Source organism: Variovorax sp. GW821-FHT06D12, assembly GCF_059419205.1.
Map to the genome: position 1 here is coordinate 20,707 of NZ_JBWKRI010000002.1, position 17,339 is coordinate 38,045.

Annotated in this window: 4 protein-coding genes and 2 pseudogenes; 3 read left to right on the forward strand and 3 right to left on the reverse strand. The window is 63.6% G+C overall.

What is annotated here, in order from left to right; translation table 11 throughout:
• Positions 1–266: 266 nt before the first annotated feature.
• Positions 267–7,439: pseudogene (locus AC07SQ_RS06575) on the reverse strand (beta strand repeat-containing protein); the annotation flags it as partial.
• Between the two features lie 3,249 nt (positions 7,440–10,688).
• Positions 10,689–11,786: pseudogene (locus AC07SQ_RS06580) on the reverse strand (ESPR-type extended signal peptide-containing protein); the annotation flags it as partial.
• 317 nt (positions 11,787–12,103) lie between these two features.
• Between AC07SQ_RS06580 and AC07SQ_RS06585 the strand changes: the two are divergent.
• The 3 genes from AC07SQ_RS06585 to AC07SQ_RS06595 are packed head-to-tail and all read left to right on the forward strand — an operon-like array spanning position 12,104 to position 14,574.
• On the forward strand, positions 12,104–12,544 hold the full coding sequence (locus AC07SQ_RS06585) for a DUF4019 domain-containing protein (RefSeq protein WP_159275661.1): 441 nt from the start codon (positions 12,104–12,106) through the stop codon (positions 12,542–12,544).
• Complete coding sequence (locus tag AC07SQ_RS06590) at positions 12,541–13,683, forward strand: DUF2827 domain-containing protein (protein ID WP_495271875.1); 1,143 nt, start codon at positions 12,541–12,543, stop codon at positions 13,681–13,683. The genes AC07SQ_RS06585 and AC07SQ_RS06590 overlap by 4 nt, the downstream gene beginning before the upstream one ends.
• A gap of 30 nt (positions 13,684–13,713) precedes the next feature.
• A complete protein-coding gene (locus AC07SQ_RS06595) occupies positions 13,714–14,574 on the forward strand; it encodes a hypothetical protein (protein ID WP_159273220.1) in 861 nt (286 codons plus the stop codon).
• 87 nt (positions 14,575–14,661) lie between these two features.
• On the opposite strand, the gene AC07SQ_RS06600 is transcribed toward AC07SQ_RS06595, so the two are convergent.
• Positions 14,662–17,247 (reverse strand): bifunctional aconitate hydratase 2/2-methylisocitrate dehydratase, encoded by a 2,586-nt coding sequence (locus tag AC07SQ_RS06600; protein WP_062479720.1) that lies wholly within the window; start codon positions 17,245–17,247, stop codon positions 14,662–14,664.
• Between the last annotated feature and the right edge of the window lie 92 nt (positions 17,248–17,339).

Below are 17,339 nucleotides of genomic sequence, written 5' to 3' on the forward strand. Positions count from 1 at the left end.
CCAGTGGACAAGCTGGAGATACCACTGGTCGCCGTGCTCAGACCGGTCGACAGGCTGTCGATTCCGCTCGTGGCCGTGCTCAGGCCGCTCGACGTCGAGGTCGACAGGCTGCTGACGTTGCTGTTCGTGGTGCTCAGGCCAGTGGACAGGCTCGAGATGCCACTGGTCGCTGTGCTCAGGCCGGTCGAGAGGCTGTCGATGCCGCTCGTGGCGGTGCTCAGGCCCGACGACGTGGAGGTCGACAGGCTGCTCACGTTGCTGTTGGTCGTGCTCAAGCCAGTGGACAAGCTGGAGATGCCGCTGGTGGCAGTGCTCAGGCCCGTCGACAGGCTGGAAATGCCGCTCGACGTCGAAGTCGACAAGCTACCCACGGTGCTGTTCGTGGTGCTCAGGCCCGTGGACAGGCTGGAGATGCCACTGGTCGCCGTGCTCAAACCAGTCGAGAGGCTGTCGATGCCGCTCGTGGCGGTGCTCAGACCGGACGACGTAGACGTCGACAAACTGCTCACGTTGCTGTTGGTCGTGCTCAAGCCAGTGGACAAGCTGGAGATGCCGCTGGTGGCGGTGCTCAGGCCGGTCGACAGGCTGGAGATGCCGCTCGACGTCGAAGTCGACAGGCTACCGACGTTGCTGTTCGTGGTGCTCAGGCCCGTGGACAAGCTGGAGATACCGCTGGTGGCGGTACTCAGCCCCGTCGACAAGCTGTCGATGCCGCTGGTAGCGGTGCTGAGACCGGACGACGTCGATGTCGACAGGCTGCTGACATTGCTGTTCGTCGTGCTCAAGCCGGTGGACAGACTCGAGATGCCACTGGTCGCCGTGCTCAAGCCGGTCGAGAGACTGTCGATGCCGCTCGTCGCTGTGCTCAGACCCGACGATGTCGAAGTCGACAAGCTGCTCACATTGCTGTTGGTGGTGCTCAATCCCGTTGACAGACTCGAGATACCGCTGGTTGCGGTGCTCAGGCCCGTCGACAGGCTGTCGATGCCGCTCGCGGCCGTACTCAAACCAGACGACGTCGAGGTCGACAGGCTGCTCACGTTGCTGTTCGTCGTGCTCAGGCCCGTGGACAGGCTGGAGATGCCGCTGGTAGCAGTGCTGAGGCCGGACGACGTCGACGTCGAGAGGCTGCTGATGTTGCTGTTCGTGGTGCTCAGTCCCGTCGACAGGCTGGAGATGCCGCTGGTTGCCGAGCTCAATCCCGTGGAGAGGCTGGAGATACCGCTGGTTGCGGTACTCAGACCCGTCGACAAGCTGTCGATGCCGCTGGTAGCGGTGCTGAGGCCGGACGACGTGGAAGTCGACAGGCTGCTCACGTTGCTGTTCGTCGTGCTCAAGCCGGTGGACAGGCTCGAGATACCGCTGGTCGCCGTGCTCAGGCCAGACGACGTCGAAGTCGACAAGCTGCTGACGTTGCTGTTCGTGGTGCTCAGGCCGGTGGACAGGCTCGAGATGCCGCTGGTCGCAGTGCTCAAGCCAGACGACGTCGAGGTCGACAAGCTGCTCACGTTGCTGTTCGTGGTGCTCAGCCCCGTCGACAAGCTATCGATGTTGCTCGTGGCCGTGCTCAAGCCAGACGACGTCGAGGTCGACAGGCTGCTCACGTTGCTGTTCGTCGTGCTCAAGCCCGTGGACAGGCTGGAGATGCCGCTGGTGGCAGTGCTCAGGCCAGACGACGTCGAAGTCGAGAGGCTGCTGACAGTGCTGTTGGTCGTGCTCAAGCCGGTCGACAAGCTATCGATGCCGCTGGTTGCCGTACTCAAACCCGACGACGTCGAGGTCGAGAGACTGCTGACGTTGCTGTTGGTCGTGCTCAGCCCGGTCGACAGGCTGTCGATGCTGCTCGTCGCAGTACTCAGACCAGACGACGTGGAGGTCGACAAGCTGCTCACGTTGCTGTTCGTCGTGCTCAGGCCGGTGGACAGGCTCGAGATACCACTGGTCGCCGTGCTCAGGCCGCTCGACGTCGAAGTCGACAGGCTGCTGACGTTGCTGTTCGTGGTGCTCAGGCCGGTCGACAGGCTCGAGATACCACTGGTCGCCGTGCTCAGACCAGACGACGTAGACGTCGAGAGGCTGCTGACGTTGCTGTTCGTGGTGCTCAACCCGGTCGACAAGCTATCGATGCGACTCGTAGCCGTGCTCAAACCCGAGGACGTCGAGGTCGAGAGGCTGCTGACGTTGCTGTTGGTCGTGCTCAGCCCGGTCGACAGACTGTCGATGCTGCTCGTCGCAGTGCTCAAGCCGGACGACGTGGAGGTCGAAAGACTGCTGACATTGCTGTTGGTCGTGCTCAGCCCGGTCGACAGGCTGTCGATGCTGCTCGTCGCAGTGCTCAAGCCAGACGACGTGGAGGTCGACAAGCTGCTCACGTTGCTGTTCGTCGTGCTCAAGCCCGTGGACAGGCTGGAGATGCCGCTGGTCGCAGTGCTCAAACCCGACGACGTTGAAGTCGAGAGGCTGCTGACACTGCTGTTGGTCGTGCTCAAGCCGGTCGACAAGCTATCAATGCCGCTGGCAGCAGTGCTCAGGCCACTCGACGTCGAAGTCGACAGGCTGCTGACGTTGCTGTTCGTCGTGCTCAAGCCGGTGGACAGGCTCGAGATACCGCTGGTCGCCGTGCTCAGGCCAGACGACGTCGAGGTCGACAAGCTACTCACGTTGCTGTTCGTGGTGCTGAGACCCGTCGACAAGCTATCGATGCCACTCGTGGCCGTGCTCAGGCCCGACGATGTCGAAGTCGACAAGCTGCTGACGTTGCTGTTGGTCGTGCTCAGGCCTGTGGACAGGCTCGAGATACCGCTGGTGGCAGTGCTCAACCCCGACGACGTTGACGTCGAGAGGCTGCTGACGTTGCTGTTGGTTGTGCTCAGCCCAGTCGACAGGCTGTCGATGCTGCTTGTCGCAGTGCTCAAGCCAGACGACGTAGAGGTCGACAGGCTGCTGACATTGCTGTTTGTCGAACTCAGGCTCGTGGACAGGCTCGAGATGCCGCTGGTCGCCGTGCTCAAACCGCTCGACGTGGAAGTCGAAAGGCTGTCGATCCGGCTATTGGCGGTGCTCAGACCCGACGATGTCGAAGTCGACAGGCTGCTCACATTGCTGTTCGTCGTGCTCAGGCCCGTCGACAGGCTCGAGATGCCGCTGGTCGCCGTGCTCAAGCCACTCGACGTCGAGGTCGAAAGGCTGTCCAGGTTGCTGTTCGTGGTGCTCAGGCCGCTCGACGTGGACGTCGACAGGCTGTCGATGCGGCTGTTGGCTGTGCTCAGACCCGACGATGTCGAAGTCGACAGGCTGCCCACGTTGCTGTTCGTCGTGCTCAAGCCCGTGGACAGGCTGGAGATGCCGCTCGTGGCGGTGCTGAGGCCGGACGACGTAGACGTCGAGAGGCTGCTGACGTTGCTGTTCGTGGTGCTCAGGCCGGTGGACAGACTGGAGATACCGCTGGTTGCGGTGCTCAGACCGGTCGACAAACTATCGATGCGGCTCGTAGCCGTGCTCAAACCCGAGGACGTCGAGGTCGACAAGCTGCCGACATTGCTGTTCGTCGTGCTCAGGCCAGTGGACAGGCTGGAAATGCCACTGGTCGCCGTGCTGAGCCCCGTCGACAGGCTATCGATGCCACTCGCGGCCGTGCTCAGCCCGCTCGACGTGGACGTCGACAGGCTGCTCACGTTGCTGTTCGTGGTGCTCAGGCCCGTCGACAGACTGGAGATACCGCTGGTTGCCGTGCTCAAGCCGGTCGAGAGGCTATTGATGCTGCTCGTGGCCGTGCTCAGGCCCGACGACGTAGACGTCGACAAGCTGCTCACGTTGCTGTTGGTCGTGCTCAGACCAGTCGAGAGGCTCTCAATGCCGCTCGTGGCCGTGCTCAGGCCACTCGACGTCGAGGTCGAAAGACTGCTGACATTGCTGTTCGTGGTGCTCAGGCCAGTGGACAGGCTCGAGATGCTGCTCGTGGCCGTGCTCAGGCCGCTCGACGTCGAAGTCGACAAGCTGCTCACGTTGCTGTTCGTCGTGCTCAAGCCAGTGGACAGGCTCGAGATGCCGCTGGTCGCCGTGCTCAGGCCGGACGACGTCGAGGTCGACAGGCTGCTGACGTTGCTGTTGGTCGTGCTCAGGCCAGTCGACAGGCTGTCGATGCTGCTCGTCGCAGTGCTCAAGCCGGACGACGTGGAGGTCGACAGGCTGCTCACATTGCTGTTCGTGGTGCTCAGGCCCGTAGACAGGCTCGAGATACCGCTGGTGGCCGTGCTCAAGCCACTCGACGTGGACGTCGACAGGCTGTCCAGGTTGCTGTTCGTGGAGCTGAGGCCAGTGGACAAGCTGGAGATACCGCTGGTCGCAGTACTCAAACCAGACGACGTCGAGGTCGAAAGGCTGCCAATGCTGCTCGTCGCCGTGCTCAAGCCAGACGACGTCGAAGTCGACAGGCTCGAAATACCACTGGTTGCCGTGCTCAAGCCGCTCGAGGTGGATGTCGACAAGCTGTCCAGGTTGCTATTGGTGGTGCTCAGGCCGGTGGACAGGCTGGCGATGCCGCTGGTGGCAGTGCTCAGACCCGACGAGGTCGAAGTCGACAGACTGTCGATGCTGCTCGTCGCCGTGCTCAAGCCAGACGATGTCGACGTCGACAGGCTGCTGACGTTGCTGTTCGTCGTGCTCAGGCCGGTAGACAGGCTATCGATGCCACTGGTCGCCGTACTCAAGCCCGACGACGTGGACGTCGACAGGCTGTCGATACGGCTGTTCGTCGTGCTCAAGCCAGACGAAGTCGAGGTCGACAAGCTGCCGACGTTGCTGTTCGTGGTGCTCAGACCCGTGGACAGGCTGGAGATACCGCTGGTGGCCGTGCTCAAGCCGCTCGACGTGGACGTCGACAAGCTGTCCAGGTTGCTGTTGGTGGTGCTCAGTCCGGTGGACAGGCTCGAGAAGCCACTGGTCGCCGTGCTCAAGCCCGTCGACAGGCTGTCGATGCTGCTCGTGGCCGTGCTCAGGCCGGACGATGTAGACGTCGACAAGCTGCTAATGCTGCTGTTCGCCGTGCTCAAACCCGACGACGTGGAGGTCGAGAGGCTGCCGACGTTGCTGTTCGTCGTGCTCAACCCAGTGGACAGGCTGGAGATGCCGCTGGTGGCGGTGCTCAGACCCGACGAGGTCGAGGTCGAGAGGCTGCTGACGTTGCTGTTCGTCGTGCTCAGGCCGGTCGAGAGGCTGGAGATACCACTGGTCGCGGTGCTCAAACCAGAGGACGTCGAAGTCGAAAGGCTGTCGATGCTGCTCGTCGCGGTGCTCAAGCCGGACGAGGTCGAAGTCGACAGGCTGCTCACATTGCTGTTTGTCGTGCTCAAGCCAGTCGACAGGCTGGAGATACCGCTGGTGGCAGTGCTCAAACCAGACGACGTGGACGTCGATAGGCTGTCGATGTTGCTCGTCGCCGTGCTCAGGCCGCTCGACGTGGAGGTCGACAGGCTGCTGACGTTGCTGTTGGTCGTGCTCAAGCCAGTGGACAGGCTAGAGATGCCGCTGGTCGCAGTGCTCAGGCCCGACGACGTCGAAGTCGACAGGCTCGAAATTCCACTGGTTGCAGTGCTCAGACCGCTCGACGTGGAGGTCGAAAGGCTGTCCAGGTTGCTGTTCGTGGAGCTGAGGCCGGTAGACAGGCTGGAGATGCCACTGGTCGCGGTGCTCAAACCAGAGGACGTCGAGGTCGACAGGCTGCTCACGTTGCTGTTCGTCGTGCTCAGACCCGTGGACAGGCTGGAGATACCGCTGGTAGCGGTGCTCAAACCGGACGACGTCGACGTCGAGAGACTGTCGATGCTGCTCGTGGCCGTGCTCAGACCGGACGAGGTCGAGGTCGACAAGCTGCTGACGTTGCTGTTCGTAGTGCTCAGGCCAGTGGACAGGCTGGAGATGCCACTGGTCGCCGTGCTGAGCCCCGACGACGTCGAGGTCGACAAGCTGCTGACATTGCTGTTCGTGGTACTCAGGCCGGTAGACAGGCTGGAGATCCCGCTGGTGGCGGTGCTCAGACCCGACGACGTCGACGTCGAAAGGCTATCAATGCTGCTCGTGGCCGTGCTCAAGCCCGACGACGTGGACGTCGACAGGCTGCTGACGTTGCTGTTCGTGGTGCTCAGACCGGTCGACAGGCTGGAGATCCCACTGGTCGCCGTGCTCAAACCCGACGACGTCGAAGTCGAAAGGCTATCGATGCTGCTCGTAGCCGTGCTCAAACCAGACGACGTCGAGGTCGACAGGCTACTCACGTTGCTGTTCGTCGTGCTCAGGCCCGTGGACAGGCTGGAGATCCCACTGGTCGCCGTGCTCAGACCCGACGATGTCGAAGTCGACAGGCTGCCCACGTTGCTGTTCGTCGTGCTCAGGCCCGTGGACAGGCTGGAGATGCCGCTCGTGGCCGTGCTCAAACCCGACGACGTAGACGTCGACAAGCTGCTCACATTGCTGTTCGTCGTGCTCAGGCCCGTCGACAAGCTGGAGATGCCGCTGGTCGCCGTGCTCAAGCCACTCGACGTCGAGGTCGAAAGGCTGTCCAGGTTGCTGTTCGTGGTGCTGAGGCCGCTCGACGTGGACGTCGACAGGCTGTCGATACGGCTGTTGGCTGTGCTCAGACCCGACGATGTCGAAGTCGACAGGCTGCCCACATTGCTGTTCGTGGTGCTCAGGCCTGTAGACAGGCTGGAGATGCCGCTCGTGGCGGTGCTGAGGCCAGACGACGTCGAGGTCGAGAGGCTGCTGACGTTGCTGTTGGTCGTGCTCAACCCAGTCGACAGGCTGTCGATGCCACTCGTGGCTGTGCTCAAGCCGCTCGAAGTGGAGGTCGACAGGCTGCTGACATTGCTGTTTGTCGAGCTCAGGCTCGTAGACAGGCTAGAGATCCCGCTGGTCGCCGTGCTCAGGCCACTCGACGTAGAAGTCGACAGGCTGCTCACGTTGCTGTTGGTCGTGCTCAGGCCCGTCGACAAGCTCGAGATGCCGCTGGTCGCGGTGCTCAGACCGCTCGAAGTAGACGTCGAGAGGCTGTCGATGCTGCTCGTGGCGGTGCTCAGACCCGACGACGTCGAAGTCGACAGGCTGCTCACGTTGCTGTTCGTGGTGCTCAGCCCGGTCGACAGGCTCTCGATGCCACTCGTCGCCGTGCTCAGACCCGAGGATGTGGAGGTCGAAAGGCTATCGATTCGACTGTTGGTCGTGCTCAAACCACTGGACGTCGAGGTCGACAAGCTGCCCACGCTGCTGTTCGTGGTGCTCAAGCCCGTCGACAGGCTGGCGATGCCACTGGTCGCGGTGCTCAGGCCCGACGATGTCGAAGTCGACAGGCTGCTCACATTGCTGTTGGTCGTGCTCAGGCTCGTGGACAAGCTGGCGATGCCGCTGGCCGCTGTGCTCAGACCGCTCGAAGTCGACGTCGACAAGCTATCGATGCTGCTCGTGGCGGTGCTCAGACCCGACGACGTCGAAGTTGAGAGGCTGTTCAGGTTGCTGTTGGTGCTGCTCAGAGCCGTGGACAGGCTGGAGATACCGCTGGTCGCGGTGCTCAGACCAGACGACGTCGAGGTCGACAGGCTGCTGACGTTGCTATTGGTCGTGCTCAGGCCCGTGGACAAGCTGGCGATGCCACTGGTCGCCGTGCTCAGCCCCGAGGACGTGGAGGTCGACAAGCTGCCCACGTTGCTGTTCGTCGTGCTCAAGCCCGTCGACAGGCTGGCGATGCCACTGGTCGCGGTGCTCAGGCCCGACGACGTAGACGTCGAAAGGCTGTCCAGGTTGCTGTTGGTGCTGCTCAGAGCAGTGGACAGGCTCGAGATACCGCTGGTTGCCGTACTCAAGCCCGACGACGTCGAAGTCGACAGGCTGCTCACGTTGCTGTTCGTGGTGCTCAGGCCCGTCGACAAGCTGGAGATGCCGCTGGTCGCGGTACTCAAACCACTCGACGTGGAAGTCGAGAGGCTGTCCAGGTTGCTGTTGGTGCTGCTCAGAGCCGTAGACAGGCTCGAGATGCCGCTGGTCGCCGTGCTCAGGCCGGACGACGTCGAGGTCGAAAGACTGCTGACGTTGCTGTTGGTCGTGCTCAGACCCGTGGACAGGCTGGAGATGCCACTGGTCGCGGTGCTCAGACCAGACGACGTCGAGGTCGACAGGCTGCTGACGTTGCTGTTGGTCGTGCTCAGGCCCGTCGACAAGCTGGAGATGCCGCTGGTTGCTGTGCTCAGTCCGCTCGAGGTAGACGTCGACAAGCTATCGATGCTGCTCGTCGCCGTGCTCAGGCCCGACGACGTAGACGTCGAGAGGCTGTCGATACGACTATTGGTGGTGCTCAGGCCGCTCGACGTCGAAGTCGACAAGCTGCTCACATTGCTATTCGTGGTGCTCAGGCCCGTGGACAGGCTGGAGATACCGCTGGTCGCGGTGCTCAACCCGCTCGACGTGGAAGTCGAGAGGCTGTCCAGGTTGCTGTTGGTGCTGCTCAGGGCCGTGGACAGGCTCGAGATACCGCTGGTTGCCGTACTCAAGCCCGACGACGTCGAGGTCGACAGACTGCTGACGTTGCTGTTCGTGGTGCTGAGACCGGTCGAAAGGCTGGAGATGCCGCTGGTCGCGGTACTCAGGCCGGACGACGTCGAAGTCGACAGGCTGCTCACGTTGCTGTTGGTTGTGCTCAGGCCCGTAGACAGACTAGAGATGCCGCTGGTTGCCGTGCTCAAGCCGCTCGAGGTGGAGGTCGAGAGGCTGTCGATGCTGCTCGTGGCCGTGCTCAGGCCGGACGACGTGGACGTCGACAGGCTGCTCACGTTGCTGTTGGTCGTGCTCAGGCCCGTCGACAGACTGTTGATGCCGCTCGTAGCGGTACTCAAACCGGACGACGTGGACGTCGACAAGCTGCTGACGTTGCTGTTCGTGGTGCTCAGGCCCGTGGACAAGCTGGAGATGCCGCTGGTGGCAGTGCTCAGGCCCGACGACGTCGATGTTGACAGGCTGTTCACGTTGCTGTTCGTCGTGCTCAGACCCGTGGACAAGCTGGCGATGCCGCTGGTCGCGGTGCTCAGACCTGTGGACAGGCTCGAGATGCCGCTCGTGGCGGTGCTCAGACCGCTTGAAGTCGACGTCGAGAGGCTGTCGATGCGGCTGTTGGTCGTGCTCAGGCCAGTCGACGTGGACGTTGACAGGCTGCCCACATTGCTGTTCGTCGTGCTCAAGCCCGTGGACAGGCTCGAGATTCCGCTGGTCGCCGTGCTCAGACCCGACGACGTCGAGGTCGACAGGCTGCTCACATTGCTATTCGTAGTGCTCAGACCTGTGGACAGGCTGGAGATGCCGCTCGTGGCCGTGCTCAAGCCAGACGACGTCGATGTCGACAGGCTGCTGACGTTGCTGTTCGTTGTGCTCAACCCCGTGGAGAGGCTGGAGATGCCACTGGTAGCAGTGCTCAGGCCAGACGACGTGGACGTCGAGAGGCTGTCGATGCGGCTGTTGGTCGTGCTCAGACCCGATGACGTGGAGGTCGACAGGCTGCCGACATTGCTGTTCGTTGTGCTCAGGCCAGTCGACAGACTGGAGATGCCACTGGTCGCCGTGCTCAGACCACTCGACGTCGATGTCGAAAGGCTGTCGATGCGGCTGCTGCTGGTGCTCAATCCGGACGACGTGGAGGTCGACAAGCTGCTGACGTTGCTGTTCGTCGTGCTCAGACCTGTGGACAGGCTCGAGATGCCGCTCGTGGCCGTGCTCAAGCCAGACGACGTCGATGTCGACAGGCTACTGACGTTGCTGTTCGTCGTGCTCAGACCTGTGGACAGGCTCGAGATTCCGCTGGTCGCCGTGCTCAGACCGCTCGACGTCGATGTCGAAAGGCTGTCGATGCGGCTGCTGCTGGTGCTCAGTCCGGACGACGTAGAAGTCGACAGGCTACTGACGTTGCTGTTCGTGGTGCTCAGGCCAGTCGACAGGCTGGAGATGCCGCTGGTCGCCGTGCTCAAACCGGACGATGTCGAAGTCGACAGGCTGCTGACGTTGCTGTTGGTCGTGCTCAGGCCACTCGACGTCGACGTCGACAGGCTGTCGATGCGGCTGCTGCTGGTGCTCAGGCCCGACGATGTGGACGTCGACAAGCTGCCGACGTTGCTGTTCGTGGTACTCAGACCTGTGGACAGGCTGGAGATCCCGCTCGTCGCGGTGCTGAGGCCCGACGACGTCGACGTCGACAGGCTGTCGATGCGGCTGTTGGTCGTGCTGAGGCCGGTCGACGTGGAGGTCGAAAGACTGCCGACGTTGCTGTTCGTGGTGCTCAGGCCGGTCGACAGGCTCGAGATGCTGCTCGTGGCCGTGCTCAGTCCCGACGACGTCGAAGTCGACAGGCTGTTGATGCGACTGCTCGCCGTGCTCAGGCCCGACGATGTGGAGGTCGACAGGCTGGCGACGTTGCTGTTCGTGGTGCTCAGGCCCGTCGACAAGCTGGAAATGCCGCTGGTCGCCGTACTCAAACCGCTCGACGTGGAAGTCGACAGGCTGCTCACGTTGCTGTTCGTGGTGCTCAGACCGGTGGAAAGACTAGAAATGCCGCTTGTGACCGTGCTCAGACCAGTCGACAGGCTTGAAATTCCGCTGGTCGCCGTGCTCAACCCCGAGGAAGTCGAGCTCGACAGAGACCCGACGGCACTGGCAACAGAAAACAGTTGGCTGCCATTGATCGCATCAGTCGAAGTCGAATTCACTTGGCCCGCGGCCACGTTGGTGATCTGACGCTCCTTCCCGCCCGAGCCAACACTCACGACACCAACCGGCGCGGCACCGGCAAATCCGCTGAGGACGACGCCGTTGACCGTTGCACTAGGAACTGCGACCGCCGCAGCAGTCGCGCTGTTGCTGCCCAAAGCAACGCTGTTGTCGGTGCTCGCGCTAGCACCAGAACCGATTGCTACGGTGTTGTTGCCTGCGCTCGTCGCACCAGGATTGGTCAACGAAGCGCCGCCAATCGCCACACTATTTGTGCCGCCAGCATTCGTATTCCGGCCGATGGCCACAGCTTGGTCACCCGCTGCCACGGAACCACCACCGCCCGTTCCATTCCCACCTCCGATGGCGACCGATGACACACCATTGGCGTTGGCATCATTACCAAGTGCGAACGCGCCAGCACCGCCAGTTGCTTTGGCGCCAGAGCCGATCGCCGTCACGCTCCCCCCCGCCGCGGTTGCCGCCGCGTCGTGTCCAATTGCGAGGCTGTAACCGGAACTGCCGGTAGTGCGCGCCTTAAGGCCGATGGCGATGTCTGCGGTACCAGACGCAGCTGTGTTTTGGCCAAGAGCTATCGCAGCACTGCCACTGGCAGCCGCGTTCAAGCCTATAGCGGCTGCTCCAGCATTCGAGGCATTTGCGCCAGAACCCAGTGCGGTTGCCCCCGTAGCTGATGCGACCGCGTTTGCACCCATTGCCGTGGCATTTGCACCCAGTGCATTGGCAGCAAACCCAATCGCCACAGCAAAGTCACCGCTATTGGCGTAGGCGCGCCCCGAACCCGCAGCCGTGCTATTGGTCGTACCAATCGCAACGCTGTTGGTGGTTGCCGAACCAACCGTTGCGCTAGTGCCTGTATAGGCGGCTTGCGCTGCACCATTCCAGCCAGCGGCCGCTAAAACTATGGCGGCCGCCACCGCCGTGGCCACCCGCGAACTGCTTTTCTTCCCCCGCGCCGAAGTGATTTCAGACGCCGCAACCCAGGCCCCCAGGGCTTCATTCCAGATACTTCGGTAAGACTTGTTCATATTCTTCGAGCTCGGTTCACAGAGGGCGGGCGCGGTATCAACGGCGGAGGAAGGCAACGACCGCCCGCGGTTCGTCGCCCCAGCCAGGGTCGTAGTTACCCTGACGTTCACAATGGACGCGGTAATGTACGCAGCCGTTTACATTTGCAGCCATTTCGGTCTACCGGAAACCGTGAAATGATGATTTAGTTCACAAACTTTCACGATTGGCGACAAATCCGGGCGCGGCGATGTCGCTGTGGAACGTCGATCCGAACGCCCCGCCTAGAATCGCCGCCGCTGTCTGTCACAGCGGTTTTCCTCACAAAAGGTGCCCAATGAAGCCGTTTCTCCCCCGTTTCCTGGCCGCATGCACGCTGGCCCTGGCCGGTTCCTGCGCCCTGGCGCAGGACGGCAACTCCGCCGACGAACTCGTCCAGGCGGGCCTCAGCAGCCTCAAGCAGATCGACGAAAACCGGGCGGGAGAGATCTGGGACACCGCGTCGGCGTTTGTGAAGACTCGCTTTCCCAAGGCCGAATTCGTTGCCAACACGCAACGCTCGCGCCAGACCGTGGGCGTCGTGGCCCGCCGTGACTGGGCCAGCGTGACCCGCATCCGCTACCTGGACGACAGCACCGGCATCCCTGCAGGCCTGTACGCCAACGTCGACTTCGCCACCCGCCTGACCAACGACAAGACGGTCTTCGAAAAAGTCAGCTTCCGCCTCGAACCCCAAGGCTGGCGCCTGACGGGCTACGTCCCCCGCGAAAACCAATGACCACCGCCTCGGGTGCCGGCCTGCGCATCGGCATCACGATCGGCCTTCACCACGAGGCCGAGACCCTCTGGAACAACGGCATCAAGCAGAACGCCGTGTTCCTGGCAGAGGCGCTGAAGCACTGCCCCAGCGTCGCCTCGGTGGTGCTGGTCAACACCACCGCCACCCCCATCACCCCCGCCCTGCCCTGGGACCAGGCCCGCTGGCCGACCGTGACTTTCGAGGCGGCCAAGGACAGCGTGGACGTGCTGATCGAACTGGGCGGCCAGATCGACGCCGACCAGACCGACCACCTCAAGCGTCGCGGCGCGCGGCTGGTGTCGTACTGCTGCGGCTTCGAGTACGTGCACGCGATGGAGTCGATGCTGTTCGGCAAGCCGCTGTGGGGCCGCAACCTGTTCATCAACCAGCGCTACGACGACATCTGGATGGTTCCGCAGGTGGCCCACATCAGCCAGCCGTACTTCGAGGTGCTGCGCCGCGCCGAGGCGCGCGCCGTGCCTTTCGTCTGGAGCCCGGTGTTTCTGGAGGAGCGCGCCCGCGCCCTGCCCGACGGCGGTGCGTACCAGCCGCGCAGCGGCCCGCGGCGGCTCAGCGTGATGGAGCCGAACATCAACGTGGTGAAGTTCTGCGTCTACCCCATCCTGATCGCCGAGCTGGCCTACCGCGCCCGCCCCGACGCGATCGGGCTGCTGCAGGTCACGAACGTGGAGCGCATGGCCAAGGACAGCATGGAGTTCATCACGTTGATGAACCAGCTCGACCTGGTGCGCCAGCACAAGGCGGTCTTCCTGGGCCGGCACGAGACCCCGGTGTTCCTGGCGCAGAACACCGACATCGTGGTCTCCCACCAGTGGGAGAACCCGCTCAACTACTTCTACCTCGAGACCTGCTGGCAGGGCTATCCGCTGGTGCACAACGCGCACCTGTGCGCGGACCTGGGCTACTACTACCCGGAGAACGACGTGGCCGCAGGGAGCGCCCGCGTGATCGAGACCATCGACGGGCACGACGCCCAGGCGCAGGCCTACCGTGAGCGGCAGCGCGCACTCATCGCGCGCTACCTGCCCGGGGATGCGGCGGCCACGCAGACCTACGACACCCTGCTGCAGGGCCTGATGCAGCGCCCTGCCCGCTAGCCAGACCCTCGCCCCACGGAGCCCCCTCGCATGCTCGACCCGTCCGAACTCCGGAACTTCTATCCCGTGATCGTGACGCCGAGCCACGACGGCAAGTTCTTCCAGAACTACGTGGCATCGTTGCTGAACTTCACTGTGAGCGCCGAGCGCGCCGGCATGAAGGTGCAGGTGCTGATGCACCAGGGCGAAAGCCTGGTCACGCGTGCGCGCAACAACTGCGTGGCCCAGTTCCTGGCCAACACCGAGTGGACCCACCTGTTCTGGATCGACGCGGACATCGGTTTCTCGGCCGAGGCAGCGTTCCGCCTGCTGCTGTCGGGCTACGACATCGCCGCCGGCGTCTACCCGCTCAAGCGCGAAGACTGGCCGCAGGACGGCGTGGCGGCCGGCACCACGCAGCAGCAGTTCGAGGCCGCGTTCACGCGCTACACGGTCAATGCCAAGGCCGAAGAAGGCGCGACGCAGATCGAGCTCGAGGTGCAGCCCGACGGCTTCATGAAGATGACCGAGGCGCCCACGGGCTTCATGGCAATCCGGCGCGGCGTGTTCGAGCGGCTCATGGCCGCCTACCCCGAGCTGCAATACGTGCCCGACAGCATCGGCGAAGCCGACCGCGGGCTGCACTACCGCTTCTTCGACGTGATGGTCGACCCGGTCACGCGGCGCTACCTGTCGGAAGACTACGGCTTCTGCCGGCTGTGGTCGGGGCTGGGCGAGTCGATCTACATCGACGCCAACTCGAACCTGACCCACCAGGGCGCCAAGCTGTACCGGGGCGATTTCGCCCATTCGCTGCAGGCCTCGCTGCCCTACGCGGTGGGCGGCCCCGCCGGCATGGCGATGGTGCTGAAGGGCCAGGAACACCTGAAGCCGAATCCGCCGCCGGGCTGACACCGATAACGAACGCCCATGAAAAAGCCCCGCCGAAGCGGGGCTTTTTCATGGGGCCGGCGAATCGCTCGCCGGCTGCAACGAGCCTCAGGCCGTGACCGTGTCCGCCACGCCCTTGTAGTCTTCGATCTTGTCGAAGTTCAGGTACTGGTAGATCTGCGCGCTGGACGCGTCGATCACGCCCGTGGCGGCCATGTACTCCTCGCGGGTCGGGATGCGACCCAGGCGCGAGCAGATGGCGGCCAGTTCGGCCGAGCCCAGGTACACGTTCGTGTTCTTGCCCAGGCGGTTCGGGAAGTTGCGGGTGCTGGTCGACATCACCGTCGCGCCTTCGCGCACCTGTGCCTGGTTGCCCATGCACAGCGAGCAGCCCGGCATTTCGGTGCGCGCGCCCGCGTTGCCGAACACGCCGTAGTGGCCTTCCTCGGTGAGCTGCTGTGCGTCCATCTTGGTCGGCGGCGCAATCCACAGCTTGACCGGGATGTCGCGCTTGCCTTCGAGCAGCTTCGACGCGGCGCGGAAGTGGCCGATGTTGGTCATGCACGAGCCGATGAACACTTCGTCGATGGTGGCACCGGCCACGTCGCTCAGCGTCTTCACGTCGTCCGGGTCGTTCGGGCAGGCCACGATGGGTTCGTGGATTTCGGCCAGGTCGATCTCGATGACGGCGGCGTACTCGGCGTCGGCATCGCCCTTGAGCAGCTGCGGGTCCTTGAGCCAGGCTTCCTGCGCGGCGATGCGGCGTGCCAGCGTGCGGGCGTCGGCGTAGCCTTCGGCAATCATCCACTTCATCAGCGTGATGTTGCTGTTGATGTACTCCTGGATCGGTTCCTTGTTCAGGTGCACCGTGCAACCGGCGGCCGAGCGTTCGGCCGAGGCGTCGCTCAACTCGAAGGCTTGCTCCACCTTCAGGTCGGGCAGGCCTTCGATCTCGAGGATGCGGCCCGAGAAGATGTTCTTCTTGCCTTGCTTGGCCACAGTCAGCAGGCCCGACTTGATGGCGTACAGCGGAATGGCGTTGACAAGGTCACGCAGCGTGACGCCGGGCTGCATCTTGCCCTTGAAGCGCACGAGCACCGATTCGGGCATGTCCAGCGGCATCACGCCGGTGGCGGCCGCGAAGGCCACGAGGCCGGAGCCCGCGGGGAAGCTGATGCCGATGGGGAAGCGGGTGTGGCTGTCGCCGCCCGTGCCCACGGTGTCGGGCGTCAGCAGGCGGTTGAGCCAGCTGTGGATCACGCCGTCGCCCGGACGCAGCGACACGCCGCCGCGGTTGGCCATGAACTCGGGCAGTTCGTGGTGCATCTTGACGTCGACCTTCTTCGGGTACGCCGCCGTGTGGCAGAACGACTGCATGACAAGGTCGGCCGAGAAGCCCAGGCAGGCCAGGTCCTTCAGCTCGTCGCGGGTCATCGGGCCGGTGGTGTCCTGCGAGCCGACCGAGGTCATCTTGGGTTCGCAGTACGTGCCCGGGCGCACGCCCTGGCCTTCGGGCAGGCCGCAGGCGCGGCCGACCATCTTCTGTGCGAGCGAGAAGCCCTTCTTGGTGTCGACCGGGCTTTGCGGCAGGCGGAACAGCGTGGACACGGGCAAGCCCAGGGCCTCGCGCGCCTTGGCCGTGAGGCCGCGGCCGATGATCAGCGGAATGCGGCCGCCGGCGCGCACTTCGTCGAACAGCACGTCGCTCTTGACCTGGAATTCGGCGATGACCTGGCCGTCCTTCAGGGCCTTGCCTTCGTAGGGACGCAGCTCGACCACGTCACCCATGTTCATCTGCGTCACGTCGAGCTCGATGGGCAGTGCGCCCGAGTCTTCCATCGTGTTGTAGAAGATGGGAGCGATCTTGCCGCCGAGGCAGACGCCGCCGAAGCGCTTGTTCGGCACGAAGGGAATGTCTTCGCCGGTGAACCACAGCACCGAGTTGGTGGCGCTCTTGCGCGACGAACCCGTGCCGACCACATCGCCGGCATAGGCCACGAGGTGGCCGCGCGCGCGCAGGTCTTCGATGAACTTCACCGGGCCGCGCTTGCCGTCTTCTTCAGGGACGATGCCGGGGCGGGCGTTCTTGTGCATCGCCAGGGCGTGCATCGGAATGTCGGGACGCGTCGTCGCATCAGGAGCGGGCGACAGGTCGTCGGTGTTGATTTCGCCAGCCACCTTGAAGATGCTGACGGTGATGCTCTGCGGCACTTCGGGGCGGCTGGTGAACCACTCGGCATCGGCCCAGCTTTGCAGCACGCCCTTGGCGTGGGCGTTGCCCTTGTCGGCCTTTTCCTTGACGTCGTGGAACTGGTCGAACATCAGCAGGGTCTTCTTCAGGCCTTCGGCTGCCACGGCGCCGACTTCGGCGTCGTCCAGCAGGTCGATCATGGGGCTGATGTTGTAGCCGCCGAGCATGGTGCCGAGCAGTTCAGTGGCGCGAGCGCGCGTGATGAACGCGTTCTTCTCGGTGCCGTGGGCCACGGCCGCGAGGTAGCTCGCCTTGACCTTGGCGGCGTCGTCGACGCCGGCGGGCACACGGTAGGTGAGCAGGTCCAGCAGGAAGGCGCCGTCCTTGGCGTTCGCGCTCTTCAGGAGCTCGATCGCTTCGGCGGTCTGCTTCGCGCTCAGGGGCAGCGGCGGGATACCGAGCGCGGCGCGTTCGGCAACATGATCAACGTAGGCTTGCAACATCTTCTTTTCTCCGGAAACTAGGCTATCGGGCGTGCGCAGCGGTCTCTAGCGGCCAAGCAAGAGCCGCGCCGCACCCCGGGTTCGGTGCTCTT

What these genes read in the sequence shown, in the direction of transcription:
- AC07SQ_RS06590 (WP_495271875.1), top strand. Translation starts at nt 12,541, where the DNA reads ATGACCACCGCCTCGGGTGCCGGCCTGCGCATCGGCATCACGATCGGC.
- AC07SQ_RS06585 (WP_159275661.1), top strand. Translation starts at nt 12,104, where the DNA reads ATGAAGCCGTTTCTCCCCCGTTTCCTGGCCGCATGCACGCTGGCCCTG.
- AC07SQ_RS06600 (WP_062479720.1), bottom strand. Translation starts at nt 17,247, where the DNA reads ATGTTGCAAGCCTACGTTGATCATGTTGCCGAACGCGCCGCGCTCGGT.
- AC07SQ_RS06595 (WP_159273220.1), top strand. Translation starts at nt 13,714, where the DNA reads ATGCTCGACCCGTCCGAACTCCGGAACTTCTATCCCGTGATCGTGACG.